The organism is Vitreimonas sp., from assembly GCF_036392335.1.
Classification (GTDB): Bacteria; Pseudomonadota; Alphaproteobacteria; order Caulobacterales; family Aquidulcibacteraceae; genus Vitreimonas.
In genome coordinates, this window is the sequence record NZ_DASVYD010000010.1 from 1 (window position 1) to 15727 (window position 15727).

General features: G+C 61.6%; 16 protein-coding genes and 1 tRNA gene. 11 read left to right on the forward strand and 6 right to left on the reverse strand.

Going from position 1 to position 15727, the window contains the following annotated elements; all coding sequences use genetic code 11:
• Window positions 1-773 (reverse strand): toll/interleukin-1 receptor domain-containing protein (locus tag VF769_RS01730; protein ID WP_331006641.1); only part of this gene is annotated, 773 nt, incomplete at its 3' end.
• A gap of 82 nt (window positions 774-855) precedes the next feature.
• Between VF769_RS01730 and VF769_RS01735 the strand changes: the two genes are divergently transcribed.
• The 4 genes from VF769_RS01735 (at window position 856) to VF769_RS01750 (ending at window position 5203) form a co-directional block, all read left to right on the forward strand.
• The gene (locus VF769_RS01735; RefSeq protein WP_331006642.1) at window positions 856-1419 is read left to right on the forward strand and encodes a hypothetical protein; all 564 of its coding nucleotides are present in this window, start codon (window positions 856-858) and stop codon (window positions 1417-1419) included.
• 483 nt (window positions 1420-1902) lie between these two features.
• The gene (locus VF769_RS01740; protein WP_331006643.1) at window positions 1903-3051 is read left to right on the forward strand and encodes a hypothetical protein; all 1149 of its coding nucleotides are present in this window, start codon (window positions 1903-1905) and stop codon (window positions 3049-3051) included.
• A gap of 76 nt (window positions 3052-3127) precedes the next feature.
• Entirely contained in the window at window positions 3128-4744 is a 1617-nt protein-coding gene (gene atpD / locus VF769_RS01745) for a F0F1 ATP synthase subunit beta (protein WP_414731758.1), read from the forward strand.
• A gap of 114 nt (window positions 4745-4858) precedes the next feature.
• On the forward strand, window positions 4859-5203 hold the full coding sequence (locus VF769_RS01750) for a hypothetical protein (RefSeq protein ID WP_331006644.1): 345 nt from the start codon (window positions 4859-4861) through the stop codon (window positions 5201-5203).
• Between the two features lie 101 nt (window positions 5204-5304).
• Here the strand turns inward: VF769_RS01750 and VF769_RS01755 are convergent, their stop codons facing one another.
• Window positions 5305-5544, reverse strand: a complete 240-nt coding sequence (locus VF769_RS01755; protein WP_331006645.1) for a helix-turn-helix transcriptional regulator — start codon at window positions 5542-5544, stop codon at window positions 5305-5307.
• 145 nt (window positions 5545-5689) lie between these two features.
• Here VF769_RS01755 and VF769_RS01760 point away from each other — a divergent pair, with 145 nt between their 5' ends.
• The 5 genes from VF769_RS01760 to VF769_RS01780 all read left to right on the forward strand — a co-directional run bounded on the left by VF769_RS01760 (window position 5690) and on the right by VF769_RS01780 (window position 8363).
• Window positions 5690-6184 carry a hypothetical protein gene (locus VF769_RS01760; RefSeq protein ID WP_331006646.1) on the forward strand — a complete coding sequence of 165 codons (495 nt, stop codon included), beginning with the start codon at window positions 5690-5692 and terminating at the stop codon, window positions 6182-6184.
• A 68-nt stretch (window positions 6185-6252) separates the two neighbouring features.
• Entirely contained in the window at window positions 6253-6600 is a 348-nt protein-coding gene (locus VF769_RS01765; protein ID WP_331006647.1) for a helix-turn-helix transcriptional regulator, read from the forward strand.
• A gap of 281 nt (window positions 6601-6881) precedes the next feature.
• The gene (locus tag VF769_RS01770; RefSeq protein ID WP_331006648.1) at window positions 6882-7085 is read left to right on the forward strand and encodes a helix-turn-helix domain-containing protein; all 204 of its coding nucleotides are present in this window, start codon (window positions 6882-6884) and stop codon (window positions 7083-7085) included.
• A gap of 12 nt (window positions 7086-7097) precedes the next feature.
• Window positions 7098-7331, forward strand: a complete 234-nt coding sequence (locus tag VF769_RS01775; protein WP_331006649.1) for a hypothetical protein — start codon at window positions 7098-7100, stop codon at window positions 7329-7331.
• Between the two features lie 3 nt (window positions 7332-7334).
• Window positions 7335-8363 carry a tyrosine-type recombinase/integrase gene (locus VF769_RS01780; RefSeq protein ID WP_331006650.1) on the forward strand — a complete coding sequence of 343 codons (1029 nt, stop codon included), beginning with the start codon at window positions 7335-7337 and terminating at the stop codon, window positions 8361-8363.
• Between the two features lie 112 nt (window positions 8364-8475).
• On the opposite strand, the gene VF769_RS01785 is transcribed toward VF769_RS01780, so the two are convergent.
• A tRNA-Arg gene (locus VF769_RS01785) sits at window positions 8476-8552 on the reverse strand.
• 116 nt (window positions 8553-8668) lie between these two features.
• Here VF769_RS01785 and VF769_RS01790 point away from each other — a divergent pair.
• On the forward strand, window positions 8669-10501 hold the full coding sequence (locus VF769_RS01790) for an NAD-binding protein (protein ID WP_331006651.1): 1833 nt from the start codon (window positions 8669-8671) through the stop codon (window positions 10499-10501).
• Here VF769_RS01790 and VF769_RS01795 read toward each other — a convergent pair.
• Both VF769_RS01795 and VF769_RS01800 read right to left on the reverse strand, forming a co-directional pair.
• Window positions 10498-12537: a PhoX family phosphatase gene (locus tag VF769_RS01795; protein WP_331006652.1), complete on the reverse strand. Its 2040-nt coding sequence runs from the start codon at window positions 12535-12537 to the stop codon at window positions 10498-10500. The genes VF769_RS01790 and VF769_RS01795 overlap by 4 nt on opposite strands.
• 63 nt (window positions 12538-12600) lie before the next feature.
• Window positions 12601-14016, reverse strand: a complete 1416-nt coding sequence (locus VF769_RS01800; RefSeq protein ID WP_331006653.1) for a protein adenylyltransferase SelO — start codon at window positions 14014-14016, stop codon at window positions 12601-12603.
• A 123-nt stretch (window positions 14017-14139) separates the two neighbouring features.
• On the opposite strand from VF769_RS01800, the gene VF769_RS01805 reads away from it, so the two are divergent.
• Window positions 14140-15207 (forward strand): RsiV family protein, encoded by a 1068-nt coding sequence (locus VF769_RS01805; RefSeq protein WP_331006654.1) that lies wholly within the window; start codon window positions 14140-14142, stop codon window positions 15205-15207.
• Here VF769_RS01805 and VF769_RS01810 read toward each other — a convergent pair.
• Complete coding sequence (locus tag VF769_RS01810) at window positions 15204-15695, reverse strand: TerB family tellurite resistance protein (protein ID WP_331006655.1); 492 nt, start codon at window positions 15693-15695, stop codon at window positions 15204-15206. The genes VF769_RS01805 and VF769_RS01810 overlap by 4 nt on opposite strands.
• Between the last annotated feature and the right edge of the window lie 32 nt (window positions 15696-15727).

Consider the following 15727-nt stretch of genomic DNA (forward strand, 5'->3'; position numbering starts at 1 on the left):
ACAATCAGAGATCCAGGTGAGGCGGCGGAAATCGCTTCGCCCAATGTTGAGACTAGTGTGTATTTGGAGCCGGTCGGACGCGGCACATCTGCCGCTTTTGCTACGACGAACGCTGCGTCGCGAAGCATTTCAAAATCGAGAACAGCCTGAGTCATCGCGCCACTCAAATCGAGCTTCGCCGACCTGGCGATGAGCGATCGCGCGGCATGGACGACGGCTTCGACATCATCTTGCTGTGGGGCCAGATCTAGCTCGATGCGGTCTTCATCGGGCTCGATCGTGGGTTCAAGTGGGAGTTGGACTTGGGCTTCCACGAGCAACTTGGACGTCTCGCGCTCCTTCGCCTGGAGCGCGGAAAGTCTTTTGAGAATTTCAGTCTCGTTCGAGCTGAGGTCTGCGAGGCCGCGAATGAGCGCGTCCCATCCAAGATGGTCACTCAGTCCGGTCCATTCCGAAAGGTCCGGCGCGGCCAATGCGTTGAAGGGCACTGGGGGCACAAAGTCTTCAAGGAGGACGCCGAAATACTTGTTGCATTCTAGGCCCTTCAAGGCTTCGCCGCGGACCCAAACGGATGCCTTGGAGCGGGAGGACCAAAGGACGAGGACGCAATCAACGCTTCCCAATTTGCCGTCGATCACGGTGCTGATGTCATCGCGGGAGGCGGGCGCGGTTCGATCGAACCAAGTGGCAAAACCGAGATCTTCCAGCCGCTCTTTGATCTTACGCGCTTTTTCTTCGTCCTCGTGCGCGTACGAGATGAAAACCGACCCCATCGCCCAACGCCTCCTTGCGAGACGTTACAACTTTAGCTTCAAACTTCAATCATGGTTAATTCCGTGATTGGGGAGGCAAACTTTGGGGGAAATTTTGTCGTGGAGCGCCATTCAACTCGGTGCGAATTGGGTGTCATTGGTCGGGGCGCTGATCTCAGTGATCTCTGCGTTTGCCGCCGCGGCACAGAGAAGGAATGAGTTGAGGATCGCGAGGATCAAAGACCTGATCGCATGGGCCAATGAGGGAATGGCGGGTCTTGCTCTTGCATGTGTTGAGGTTTCGCGTGGCGAATTTCGGGATGCGGTCGAGTCTCCTGCGTCGGATCGGCGAGCTTCAATTCGCGCCAGACTTTCTGCCGCCGTCGATCAGGGGCGTCTCTTCTTTGAGAACAAGCAGAGTTTTCGTCCGGACGTCCTCGACCCGTTGGTCCGAGCGTTTGACCTAATGCTAGCCGCAGAGCGTCATCCAGACCGTTACACGGTTGAGCATCTCGAAGCATGCATGAGCCGGCACCGGTCCGATTTCTGGAAAATGGTGCAAAAGAAGGTCGATCCAGAATGGATGCGCAAAGCGGTGCAAGGGCCGCAAGCTGTCGCGGGAAGTGGCGCGTGGGATTTTGATCGCCAAGAATCGCTCTTGACGTGAGGGAGGCGGCGAACGGAAGACCGCTCGGCGCTTGATGTGCTCTGCAGGCTGCCGTTTGGAGGTATTGAAGCGCCGATGACTTCTATTGAGATCGCACGGCTGCTCTCTCTCCCCACGCTCCTATCTCAGGCAATTGCGGCGCAGGACACCGGCCTTTGGAGATACTGGGCGTAAGATCTCGCCATGGGGCAGCGAAGACGATCGCGAAGGAGCGCACAATAGATGCTCCAACCATGCGAAGGTCTCTTATGGGTCTGCGGAGCGCTAATGTCTTCTCCTGGGATTGAGTGACGACTTCATTGGGATTGGGCGCCGGCGGCCTTCTACGCTGGAAAGCGCGCGCTGATAAAGTGATGCTTCGACCGACGACCGATATCGGGATTAATTTGAACCTGCCTTCGACAGGTGATGCGCCGGCAATCGCACGTTGCGAGGGTGCGGGTGCGCGACTATAATGCTCCGAGAGGGTGTGACGAGTACGCGATGGCGCATCTGCCGACCTTTCATGTGCCGCGCGAGGCCGAGAGAGAAGCTCTGCATGAGGCGTGCGCGTCCGTGGTGTCGGCGCCCTCCGGGCAATTGTGTCGACCGATCCTATCGATCGTTGGTTCTCCAAAACTCGGAAAATCCACGCTGTGCGTGGAGTTCGAACATTTCGGCCAGGATTTGCCATTGGCACGAGTTATCCGTGTCGATGTGCTCGCGACCGACGGCGTCGGATACGTGGACGCTCTGGTCAAACTGCGCAACAAGCTCAGTCGCGCTCTTCCTGCTTGCGACTTTGTGAAATTCGACATTGGCGTCGTCGCGTATCTGGCCATGGCAAGACCTTTGGATGCGAAATCCTTGGAGTTGCAGAGGTCGCGCGTGCGGGTCGCCGATGTGATCGAAAAGGGGGCGGAGGGAGCGAGCCAGGCCGCGCTGAACGCCATCCTACAATCAGCCGCGGGTTCGTCTGGCGCTGCCGTGGCGGCGGTGAATGCCGCCGCTCATTCAGCAAGCGCGCTGGCCACCATTTGGCAGGGCGGGCTCGCCGCTGCATCGGCTGTGGTGCTTACGCAAATAGCGAAAAGGGTTGTGCAGGGTGTGCGACGTCGCGCGATCGTGGATCCCGCTTTAGCGTCGTCGCCGACGCTAAAGAACCTTGTAGAGAACGAGGATGCGCGTGTCCCCGAATTCGAAATGGCGCTGCCGAGACTGCTGGCGGAAGACCTGAACGCTGCAAGCGAGGGCGACCCTCTTGCGATGGTGCCCGCCTTTGTAATCGACGACTTCGATCTCGTGCTGCGCCCCGAAGAGTCGCACAGGGCCGCATACTGGGGAGGAGCGATTCGCGGACTGGTAGGCGGGTGCCGGCGGGCCGTTGCGGTCACGACTTCGACGACCGAAGAGGTGGCGTCACTATTCAGAAACTCGAGCGGTGGAGCGGAGCGTTTGACCACGCATCGCCTGACCGGACTGTGCGCAACCGAGGTTCGCGCACGCATCAGAGACTGGTGTGCTTGCACGCTGACCGACGACGAAGTCGACCGTGTCATTTCCAGACTGGCCGACGGCGCAGATCCCGCATCGATCGCTCCTGTCAGGCTCGCGCAATGGTACGAGGAGGAGGCCAGTGCCGCAGCGGCCTGAGATGCTCGATCCGACGTTCGAGGACGGCTCTGCAATAGCGGAGTGGCTGGTCGTGAGATCTCGCGAGCTCGTAGCTATGCCCGAAGGAGAATCACGAACCCTGGAATTCGAGGCGTTGCAGAGCGACCTCGCAACTCTCGGCGGAGGATTTCGGGCCTGGGCGGTCGAACCCGCCCTGCGGGTATTGTTGAGCGATGCAACCGTCCGCAGTAGCGCCGACTTCGACGTCCTCTCGGCCCTGCTGGTGAAAACTCGTGCTCGTCAATCAGGGCTGTCGCAGCAGGTGCGGACGGGTAGGGTGGTGCAGGTCATCGGCGCCGTTGTCGATGTCGAGTTCGATGATCACCTGCCCGAGATCTATCACGCGCTTGAAGCGATCAATCGTGGCAATCGGCTCGTCCTCGAGGTCGCGGCTCATCTGGGCGAAAACACCGTACGTACAATTGCGATGGATGCCACGGACGGACTTGTGCGCGGTCACGAGATTATCGACACCCGTTCGCCTATTGCCATGCCGGTCGGAGAAGAGACGCTGGGGCGCATTCTCAACGTCATCGGCGATCCCGTGGACGACGCAGGCCCGCTGGGCGCGCAGGCTAGGCGAGCTATCCATCAGCCACGTTCGCCGCACGCTGACGCGCCGGCGCGACCTGAGCTGCTCGTCACTGGGATAAAGGCGATCGATCTGCTGTGTCCCTATGCAAAGGGCGGCAGGATTGCACTGTTCGGCGCCGCGGGTGTCGGGAAGACCATGCTCATCCGGGAGCTAATCAACAATATTGCGAAGGTTCACGGCAGCTATTCGGTGTTCGCCGGAGTCGGCCAGCGAGCGGGGGAAGGCAGCGACCTGCACAGGGAATTGATTGAGACCGGTGTCAACCGTCAGGATGGAGCAGAGGGGAGCCGGTGCGTTCTCGTGTTCGGGCAAGCGAACGAGCCGCCTGGCGCACGTGCTCGCGTTGCCTATTCGGGTCTAGCCATAGCCGAGCACTTCCGCGACCAGGGCAAAGACATCCTGTTTGTCGTCGACAACGAATTCCGCATGACCATGGCGGGCGCTGAGGTGTCTGCGTTGCTGGGACCGATTCAATCGGCGGCCAACTACGGACCTGCAAGCGACACCGATGCGATGCTGCAGCGCATTGGGGCGTTGGAAACAGGATCGATCACATCCGTCCAGGCAGTCTACGTGTCGGCAGACGATTCTGCCGATCCCGCGCTCGCGACATCGTTTGCGCACCTAGACGCCATTACGGTGCTCTCTCGCGACGTGGCAGCGAAAGGGATCTACCCCGCAATCGATCCGCTGGATTCCACGTCGCGACTACTCAATCCGGACACGATTGGAGAAGAGCACTATCAAGTGGCAAAGGGAGTGCAAGAAGCCCTGCAGCGTTATAGGGCGCTTCAAGATGTCATCGCGATTCTCGGCTACGAGGAACTCTCTGAGGACGACAAAGTGTACGTGCGCCGGGCAAGAAAGATCGAGCGCTTTCTGTCACAGCCGTTCCATGCTGCGCAGTCAGTTACAGGCTCACCGGGCGTGTTTGTCGACCTAGAGGACACCGTGCGGGGCTTCAAGGCGCTCCTCGCCGGCGATTACGATGACTTTCCTGAGAGATCTTTCGGCATGATCGGCCGCATCGAAGAGGCTCGCACGTCCGAACGATCCTCGAGAAGCAGCGCGGCCTAGTGATCGCCAATCGCATCGATGCGGGTGCATGCGCCAATGTCTGCTGTTGAGTACGGTTACTTTGACGTCTGCTCCTGGGATGGTTCAACGGTGGCTGCGAACGAAGGAAATGCGATGACGACGGAAATCCGTGGATCTGAGCCTTCGCGCTTCAGCGCGGTTGTCGGGTTGCTCGGCCGCGTGTTTAGAGCCGGTTACGCTTGGATACTTGCTCTCGTGGCCGCGGGGTGGATGCACTTGGGCTCGCCAGACGGCCTGCGCGAGGTTTTCGGTTTCCTCATAGGCGATAGGTCATTCGTTCTGATGATCACAGTGGCGTTCGCATTGGGATGGCTCGGCACGATCCGGCAATCGGCTCAACCGCGATGGCTAGATGTCCGACCGTGGGTCGGACAGGTCCTTGTGGGCGTACTGATCGCGGTCCTGATGATCGGCATTTATCTGACCCGGCCGTCATAGGCGCCTCGACTCTCGACCTAGAGAAGGGAGCCGACGTCCGTTATCGGGCGACCTCCTATCAATGACCGCTTGTGGGATCGAAGAGCAGTTTCGCTGACGGGTTATTTCTTCTTCTTCAGTCGCACGCCGGCACCGCCGCCATTCTCTTCGATGAACACGACACCCGCTTTCTCAAGCGCGCGTCGTGCGGCTGCAAGATTGTTCGGCTCGGCTGCGGGCACGCCTTCGGAGCCTTCCCAGCGCTTCAACGTGGGAATGGAAATGTTTGCTGCTTCCGCCAGTTCTTCTTGCGTCCAACGAACGAGTGCTCTTCCCGCTCTGATCTGCGCTGCTGTGATCATGTGTGATCCATAAGTATCATGGTGATCCAAAGGGATTGACGGTCGGAAGGCCCGATGATACCTTTGTATCGTAGTCGATTCTCTAACATCGGGTGATCGAGCGTGTCGCAACGCGCCTGGTCGATCCGCTGTGCTGGACATTTCCATGACGCACCTCACCCGTCGGAATCTGGTGGAAGCAGTTACGTTGGGGGCAACCACGGCGGCGGATTGGAGCGCAGATCAAGATAGGGCCCTAGCGCGTCTGATCGCCGAACATTATCGTTTCGACGAAGCAATCCTCGCGGCCGAAGACGAGGCCGACGCGTTGTTGATTGCGGGGCGCCGCTCTGGTGGAAAGCGCAGCGCGGCTGCCGAGGCTGCGTGCGCTCGCGCTGAGGCGCTGCATGAGGCGCAGGGCAGGGTGGCGAACGAGATCATCAACATGCCAGCGGCAACCGTTTTGGGCGCGGCCTACAAGCTCATCGTATGGCGCAAGGAAGCCGCGATCTCGTTTCCGGATGATTTCGACGGGGCGCATGAGAGTTTCACCTTCTCCGCCTATCGCGACCTCTTGCGGCTCACGGGGCTTAATGCCCTGGAGCATCCCCACGACCGTGCGACGCTTGTGCGGATGAGGAAGTATTGGATTCTATCGTGAGTTGCAATGCCTGGACGTCCGCTGGCAGGATGGCTTGATGGCCGGCCCCGTCTTGAGGAGCCGCTCGCATGGCCTCACGCAAGCGCGGGTCGCGCACGCGCAAGCGTCGCGGCGATCCGGGCCAATTGAACCTGTTCGACACGCCAGCGGACGAGGCGCCGGCGCCTACCAAGCGCGCAGCGCCGCTGCAGGTGAGAACAAAGCGCCTCAAGGCCGCGTCCGTGGAAAGGTCAATAGCGTTCTCACCGCGGGAAGCCTCAACCTATCTCGGTGTCACGGTGAGCACGCTGAAAAGCTGGCGCGCCAAGAAGATCGGGCCGAAATGGACGCGTCGTGGCGCGCGCTTGGTGTGCTACTTTCCGGAAGACCTCGACGCGTTCTTGCGACGTGGGCCGCGCGATCCCGACAAGTCTTGACGCCCAAGCTTCATGCATGACGACGAATTTAGTCGCGTAGCATGCGAATTATGGCGGTGGGACATTGAGGGCGATCAGGGGCCATCGCTGATGATCAAGAGTCGCGAGAGGAAAGTCACGGAAACACGCGGAAACCAGTTGAGACATTGCGCTCTTTTCGACGCCAAATCGTGTTTTCATCGCACGGCAGAATAGATTTGTTGGTTGTGGATAAGCGGATTTCTCATTGAGCAACCGCGCGAGATCTTAGCCGTGACGCGCGATGCTGAAAGGAGAGCATCATGTCCTCAGAAGTTTTGCTGACCGTCGAAGATGCAGCCGCGCGTTTGAAGATTTCAAAGCACACGCTCAATCGTTGGCGTGGAACGGGTGAGGGGCCGCCTTACATCAAGTCTGGCCCCCGCCTCGTGCGCTACGAAGAATCCGCGATCGAGAATTGGGCTCGCGACCGCACTCGTGGTTCGACGCGCGAGCCGGGAAGATGATCGAGGCGCCCAATGAGTCGTCCCTTACCATTTGACTGCCCACGGGGCCTCAATCGCTTGGAGGCCGCGCGATACATCGGTGTTTCACCGACGACCTTCGACAAGCTCGTGACCGATGGGAGGATGCCGAGGCCGAAGGAAATCGGCGCGCGCCGCGTTTACGACCGCGCTCTGCTCGACAGCGCTTTTGACGCCCTCGGCGAGTTTGATGTCGACTTCACAGTCGCAAACGAGTGGGACGGATGAGCCATGGCGACGATCAGGCTCCCTTACGTCGATCGCTTCAAGGACCGCCATGGGACGTGGCGCTATTACTTTCGGCGGGCAGGCAAGCGCGTCCCTTTGCCAGGCCGGCCGGGTGAGGCTTCGTTCATGGGAGCCTACCAATTGGCGTGCGCCTCTTTTGGCGCCACCAAGGTGAGCACCAGCGTCGCAGCCAATTCCGTCGACGCGGTTGCTGTTGCCTATTATCGCTCGCCCAACTTCCTCTCGCTCAACAAAAGCACACAGACGACCTATCGGCGCGAAATTGAACGCTGGCGTGTGAAGAGCGGGTCGAAGGCCATCACGCGCCTAGAGCGCCGCCACATCAAGGAGCAAATGACTGAGCGGTTCGAGGCAGGCGGACCGGAGGCGGCCAACAATCTGCTCCGCATAATTCGCATTCTCTGTGGTTACGCTGTTGAACTGGATCTGCGCCGTGACAATCCAGCTCTCGGCATCAAGAAGTTCAGGATGCGTGGCGATGGCTTCGTCGCTTGGTCGGAAGACGATATTGCGAAGTATCTGGATCGTTGGCCCGCAGGGTCTCGCGAACGCTTAGCGCTTGTCCTCTTGCTCTACACGGGTCAGCGCCGGGGTGATGTTATTCGTATGGGACGGCAGCACGTTAGCGGCGACGCTATTCGTGTGACCCAAGCGAAGACCGGCGCGCAGCTTGCGATTCCAATGCACTCAGAACTGAAGATGGTTCTCGAAACCCTGCCGAAAGATGGCCTCACGTTCTTGACCACACAATACGGGAAGCCATTCAAAGATAGCGCTTCATTTGGAAATCAATTCCGTGAGTGGTGCGACAAGGCGGGTTTGCCTAAGCGCAGCGCACATGGTTTGCGAAAGTCAGCAGCGGTGCGCTTAGTCGAAGCTGGATGTACGACCAAGGAAGTGCAGGCAATCACCGGTCACGCCTCGCTGCGAGAAGTAGAGCGCTACACCAAGGCCGCCGAACAGGAGAAGCTGGCACGCAGCGCCATCGCGCGACTGACGGAAAGCAATTGAACGAATTGGCGCGCGTAGTCGGGGCTTTTCGAACGTGTGTCGAACACGAAGTGCCAAACCTAGTGCCAAACCTTCGCCAAGACTGAATGAAATCAACCGCGTGCGAAGGGAGTGGCGACCCCGGAGAGATTCGAACTCCCGACCGTGTCCTTAGGACGGACCTGCTCTATCCAGCTGAGCTACGGGGCCTGCACAGGCGCCAGAGCTAGGCAAAAGTGTCGATCCCCGCAACTGGTTCACGCTGGACCCCGGCGCTTCGGCGCAGCATCATGGCGCTCGCTGGGGAGCGGGGGAGAGTGCACGCCATGGCCCATACCTACGCCAATGCCCGTTCGCGGGCGGCCGCCTGGTTGACCGCGATCTCACACACCCGGGCCGGGGCGTTTCGTTGGGGGGTCGTGATCCTCCTGACGCTGATTTGGATCGGCGGCGGTCTATTTTTGTGGCGTGACCAAGGCCTGCTTGAAGCCTTCTATCGGACGCTCAGCGCCGTTTCGATGTGGGACGAATACTTCGACGCGCGAGAGCCTTTGCGCGAACTCGTGCGCTTCGCCGCTATCGCCGCGCCTGCCGTTGGTCTGTTGTTTGCTTTCTCAGGCCAGCTCGGCCGCTCTCTCGCGCGAATCTTCAATCTCGGCGCCAGGCGCCATGTCGTCATCGCGGGCGACAGTCCGGCCGCGCTCTCCCTGGCGCTCGATTGCCGCAAGCACAAGGACGCGGTGATCTTGATCGCGCAGGACTTGCCGGACGAAACCGCGCTTGGCCTGCGTCGCAAAGGCGTGATCGTGCTGGAGGGCGACGCCACGCATCTGGAGACGTTGCGCACCGCGCGCGCGCATCACGCGGGGCATGTTGTGGCGTTCGAGCCTGATGACACCGCGAACCTTCAAATCGAAGCGGCCGTGCGGCGACTCGTCGGCGCCGCCAAGCGCAAACCCCCCATTGGCGTGCACGTGGCGACGCGCTCGGCCATGCTGTTGAAAGAAGCGCGCGAGATGCGATCGGCGCAGATGCGTTCTGGCAAGGCCGTGATGAACATCGATCCCAAACCGTTTTCGCTGGAGGAGATGTCGGCGCGCGCACTGTTGCAAACCCAAAGCCAAACCATCCTCACGCTCGCTCGGCAACTCGGTGAAGACCGCGTGCACGTCGTGTTTTTCGGGTTCGATAGCGGCGCCGAGGCCGTCGCCGAGCGCGTGCTGATGAGTCTGTGGTCCGCACATTTTGCGCCGCCGCGCCTGACCGTGCTAACGCAAAATGCCGATATCGCGGAGGCGGGTTTCCGCGCGCGACATCGCGAAGCCTTCGCGCACCCCCACATCTGGAGCGCTGACATCAGCTTCATGTCGTTCGACTGGGACGCGGAATCGATCGGTCATGATGTGCTGGACAAGGTCGAACAGGCGAGAGGCAAGCCCACCGCGCTGGTCGTCTCAACGGGGACCGATCCCGGCAACATCCACCTTGCCATCGCGCTGAAGCGCGTCTGCAACCATCGCCTGCGCTGGCCCGTGCCGATCTTTATGCGCGAGACGAGCCAGTCCGAGTTCTCACAGCAATATGCCAAGGGCGACGAGACCGAAGAACTTGACGCCTACCTGCAGGCCTTCGGCTCGCATCAGGTCAACGCCACACGCGCGCGCATTCTGGACGGCTCGCTCGATCGCGGCGCAGCGATCGCGCACGAGCACTACCAGAAGGGACTGGGCGAGCGCGATGAGCTGACCATGAAGGAGTTGCAGGCCGCCACGCGCGATTGGTCGGACGTGCTCGAAACCTATCGGGCCGCCAACCGGGCTGTGGCGGATGCCGCCATGACCAAGGTGTGGGACGCTGGTTGGCGACCGGCGACGAAGGAAGATGGCGTCAAGGGCGACTCATCCCCCACCGTGCCCGCTGACCTGCAGGAGCGCTTGGCGCGGCGCGAGCACGACCGCTGGATGGCGGAACGGCTGATGTCGGGCTGGCGACCGACGCTTGAGGGCGAGCCGCGCAACAACGACCTCATGGCCCATAACAAATTGATCCCATGGGACGCGCTGACGGACGCCGACAGGAACAACGACGTGGTGCAAGTGCGCGCGGCGATGAACGTCGCCCGCCTCCTGCACAAGGAAGGTTTCGTTCCGCGTTCTTAGTCGCCGATGCGGCCGCCATCGTCGCGGGTGATCACAACCACTGCAGAGCGCGGCCAAGCCTCGCCGCCATCGGGGAAGCTCGAGGGCGGTCTTTGTCCGCGTTCCCAGCGCAGCGTGTCAATCTCGACGCCGCTCACGTCATTCTCGCCGGGATGTTGGATTGACGCGAAGAACGCTCGTTCGTCGAGCGCCATCGTCGGTCCGCAAATTTCCGCGCCAACCGGTCCGACCAAAAAGCGCCTCACCACGCGCGGCCCGTCGCCAACACTTGATGTGACGACGACGGCGTCATTGCAGTCCGGGAAGACTGCGTCTGAGCCGTCGGTCGTGATCCAGACGTTGAGGCGGCTATCGAAACACACATTGTCTGGGCAGGCGAAGCGATCGCCGCTGATGGTCGAGACGCCATTGATCGCTGTGGAGATCGGCAGAGGTTGTCCGGTGCGCGATGGCGTGGTGACGGCGGCGGCGTTGGGGTCGCCAGCCAGTGCGAACACATCCCAGGTGAACGTGGTCGCGCTCGCGTCGGCATTGGCTTCGTCGATGCGGATGATATGGCCAGCGGCGTTGGTCTGGGCGCCACCTTCGCTAACAGGCCCCTCGCGGCGCGGATTGCCTGGGTGCGCAGCGGCGGGCGTGCGATTGTTGGTGCAAACCACCAGCACCGGGCCGAGGCCCACCCAGTTCGAGTCGAGAATGGCTTCCACGTCTTCCGGTCGATCCATCGGCGTCGCGCCAAGGATGCGTGCTGCTTCGCGTGCGCGCACGACAACGTCGCCTTGATCCGCGAAGGGCGCCGCATCGCCACGCGCGGCGTTGACGGCATCGGGCGTCATGGCCAGCCAGCGCCCAGTGCCGTCGGCTTCGAAGCGCGCCACGTAGAGCACGCCGTCGTCCAGAAGATCGCGATTGGCCAATCGGTTGTTCGGATCGAAACGGCCGCTGCTGACGAATTTGTAGACGTATTGGTTCGCCTGATCGTCACCCGAATAGACCGCGACCCGTCCATCGCGCGCCAACGCCGTGGTGGCGCATTCGCCTTTGCGACGGCCAAGCGCCGTGCGTTTGCGGGGCGCCCAATGCGGATCATAGGGGTCAATCTCGACCACCCAGCCATACGCGCTCGGTCCATGTGGATTGAGCGACATGTCGTACTGGCGCGGCATTAAATGGCCCGCCGGGTTCTGCATTGGCACCGTGTAGGCGCGGCAATTCTGTACATAGGCGGGGTCGTTGCGCGCATCGCGCAACGCGGGGGCGTTCTCATCCGAGGCATGGAAGATGTAATTGAAGTTCTCTTCCGCCGTGAGATAGGTGCCCCAGGGGGTTTGGCCGCCCGCGCAATTGGCGTAGGTGCCGCAGCGCACGGCGCCTTCCGGACCGGCGCTGGTTTCGCTCGCGTTGTAGCCTTCGCCCGCGGCACGGATCCAAGCATGGTTCGCGGCAGGACCCGAGAAGATCACCGGGGTGAATGGGGTGATGCGGCGGTTGAATCCCGCACCAGGCGCGGCGTCTCTCACAACCCGCCAACCAGCGCCATCGCGCTCCAGCGTGACGACAGCGACGCCAGTGGACGCCATGCACGCTTCCACTTGCGCGGCGGAGAAAGCCGATGGAGCGGCTACGCTTGGAAACATCAGAGACGGCGAAAAATACTCAAGATTGGCGCACATCAGCATGCGTGATTGATGGAGCGGCGGTGGAAACGCGTAGTCCGCTGGAAATATTGCCAGCATGTCGTTGTTCTGGCCCCAGCGCTGCTCTTGTTCCGCCCGTGTCAGCGCGTCTGGATCAAACGTCGCCGACACGCTGTCGAACAGAGGATCGCCCCAAGCGATCAGCTTGCGCCAGCTATAGCCCACCGGAAGCGTGACCGTATCCGCATTGGTGGCGGCGACGCTGGTGAAACTGACGCCGCCGGAAGCCGACGCGGGCGCCGTGGCGCACGCAGTGAGATTGAGCAGGGGCAAGCCGGCCATGCCGCCAAGCAACGCGCGGCGCGACGTGATCAATTCGCTGATATGTTTGCTGCTCAAGCGAGGCCCCCTGTCAAAGTCGCGCAAGCACCTACCCAGGCCGCACGACAAATCGATGACAGCTTATGCGACAGCCTCTTGCAACTCGTGAATGTGACGCAATTTCGCGTCGAACAACGACCAATCGTCTGCTTCGGCAATGGGCGCCCAGATCGCTTCAACCTCATCGATGACCAAGCTCACCGGCAGCGGCCGCTGGAAATAGGGGCGAGACAGGGCCTCGCTGGCATGGCTCGCGCCGCGCGATTCGAGGCCGGCGCGAATCGGCGCAAACCCCGCCTCGTTGTACCGCACCGCTTCTGGGCTCTCCGCCGCGCGCGCGGCGCTGGCTTCGCCGCCATGCCAATCATGGAAGAATTGATCCCAACCGATTTGGCTTTCTGTCATCCAGTCGAGCAACGCTTGCAGGAATTCGAGATCGGCGGCGAGATCGCCGGGGACCACATTGAGCCGTTCGAACATCGATTGGCGCAGGCCCCGCTGATAGGCCGGACCGAACCGCGCGAGTTCCGTCTCAAGCGCGTTCTGCGAACACGCAAGCAGCATCGCCCCGCCCAGTTGCGCCAGGGCCCACGACACCGCCTCCGGCTGGCGCCCAAAGGCATAGAGCCCGCGCTCGTCGAAGTACGCGGCCGTAAATCCCGGCTGGCTCGTCGGCACGAAGCGCCACGGTCCATAGTCAAAGCTTTCGCCGGTGATGTTGAGGTTGTCGGTGTTCAAAACGCCGTGCACGAAGCCCGCCGCCATCCAGCTTGCCGCCAATCGCGCATTCGCTTCCACGACCTCGCCGAACAAGGCCGCCGCGCGCGCCTCTGCATTCAGATTGAGGTGGTGTGGATAATAGGCCGCCACCGCATGCTCGATAAGCTGATGCATGAGGTCCGGTCGTTCGAAAAAGGCCAGGCGCTGAAACGTGCCGAAACGGATATGGCTGTGCGAGAGGCGCACGAGCACGGAAGACCGTGTCGGCGAAGGCTCATCCCCGCGCGTCAATTGCTCTCCGGTCTCGAACAACGAGAACGCCTTGGAAGTATATACGCCCAGCGCCTCCAGCATCTCCGCTGCCAGCACTTCGCGCACGCCGCCTTTCAGCGTCAGCCGCCCGTCGCCAAAACGCGAATAAGGCGTCTGCCCGGAGCCTTTGGTCGCCAGATCGAGCAGCCGACCGCCATCGTCACGCACTTGCGCAAACAGGAAGCCGCGCCCGTCGCCGATCTCGGGATTGTAGTTGCGGAATTGGTGCCCGTGATAACGCATGGCCAAGGGCTCGCGCATGTTCCCCGGCAGCGGCTCAAAGCGCGCGAACTGCGCCTCCCATTCGGCCTCTGTCAGTTCGCCCAGACCCACGCGCGTCGCCCAATCTTGGTTGCGGCGCCGCAGGATGTGCTGGGGAAAACGCGCCGGAGCCACCGGATCGGCGAATTCCGGCCCCAGTTTCGAGAATAGGGGATCGGGGCGATAGGAGGCGCTGACGGGCATGACTTCTATCTAGGCGCGCGAAGCCTGCGCGTCATGCCGCCGCAACGCGCGACGGGCCGTGACGGCGCCTTTCTTCTGTGGCACTGATCTGGGTCGGGGACGCGTAGAAACGAGGACAAAACGATGCGCGGAGTCCGGCTTGCCGGCGCATCTCTTGCCTTTCTGGCCCTGGTCGCATGCGGCGACCGCGGCGGTGAGGACAAGACCGATCAAAGCTCCGCCGAGCGCATCTCGGCGGCGCTTGATGTGTGCGCGGAGGGACGCGGCGAGTTCGCGCAGCACCTCTGTGAAAACCAGACCCTGGTTGGCCTCGACACCAACGTTCGTGAGGCCATTGTCGCGGCGGCCGCTAACGTCTCGGACGCCGGTGCGCAGATGTTGGTGCAGAACCAGACGCGGTGGCGCGAAGCGCAACGCATCGCCTGCGGCATCATCGATCCCGAAGCGGAACCCACGCCGGAGCAGCAGGCCTGCCTCGAGTCTGAGTATCGCGCCCGTTTGCAGGACGCCGAAACGGCGGTGCAGGACATCGGCGGCTACACATTCCAGCGCATGGAGCTGGTCGATGCGACTCCGGTTACGGCGGAGGTCGCGTCAGCAACGGGTCTTGGCGACGACGCACCGCCGGCGGTTTTGCGCGACATTCGCTTCCCGCGCATCGATGGTCAGCAGACGCCCGCCATTCAGCGGTTCAACGAACTGGTCGCTCAGTCGCCACAATTCCGTCTTGAGGACGCGACCAACGAAGTGGTCGATTATCGTATCGCCTACGCCGGCCCCGAACTCATTTCGGTGCGCTTTGACATGGCCAACGACACGCTGGGGGCGGCACACGGCAACAATACTTCTAAGGCCGTCACGGTGTTGATGACCGAGGGGCGCGCGCTGACGGCGAATGATGTTTTCCGCGCCGGCACAGGTTGGGAGCGCTTTCTCACACAACGCGCTGTCGGCGAAATCTCGCGCCAGTATCGTGAAGATGGTTTCGTCCCGCCCGAGCGCGACGTGCAGGAGAGCGCGACTAAACCGCACCTGTGGCTCATCACTGAGCAGGGGCTCACACTGCTCTTTCCGCCTTATTCATTCGGCGCGCCCTATGTGATGGGCGGCACGGAAGTCTCGATTCCGTGGGCCGATTTGCGCCCCTATCTGAATCCCGCCGCACCCGCGCCGATCAGGCCTAGCGCCTAATAGCTGTTCTTCAGCACGATCACGTCCGCAATCTTGCTCACGTCCTCGCGGTTGAGCTTAAGGTTGAGGATTAGGGTGTTGAGAAAATCGGCTTCATCGGTGTTCAATTCGCCGTCGGCCAGTATGAGGTCGAGCGCGTGCGCAAAGATGGGCAAGCGCATATCCTCTTGCAGCGCCGCACAGGCGTCCCGAAGAGCCGTTGGCTCATCACGCAGCCTCGCGACAATCTTGCCGTTGATCTGCGCGAGCTGCGCGGGCGTGTAAGCCTTCAAGGCGCGTGAGCGGTGCACGAGCGCGAGCAATTCCTCCTGCTCTACGGCAGCAACCTCACCGTCACAGGTCGCGGCGGCGAACAGGATCGCGGCGAACGCCTCGGCGATGGTCCAGCCCTCCGCCGTACGCGCCGCATCGGGCGCGAATAATGTGGACCACGCGAGGGCGTTCTCCGGCTGACGCGCGCCCAAAGTCGCGGCGAAGAATTCAGACATCGGGCCTCTCCTCTTTGCAGTTTGCCAGCATG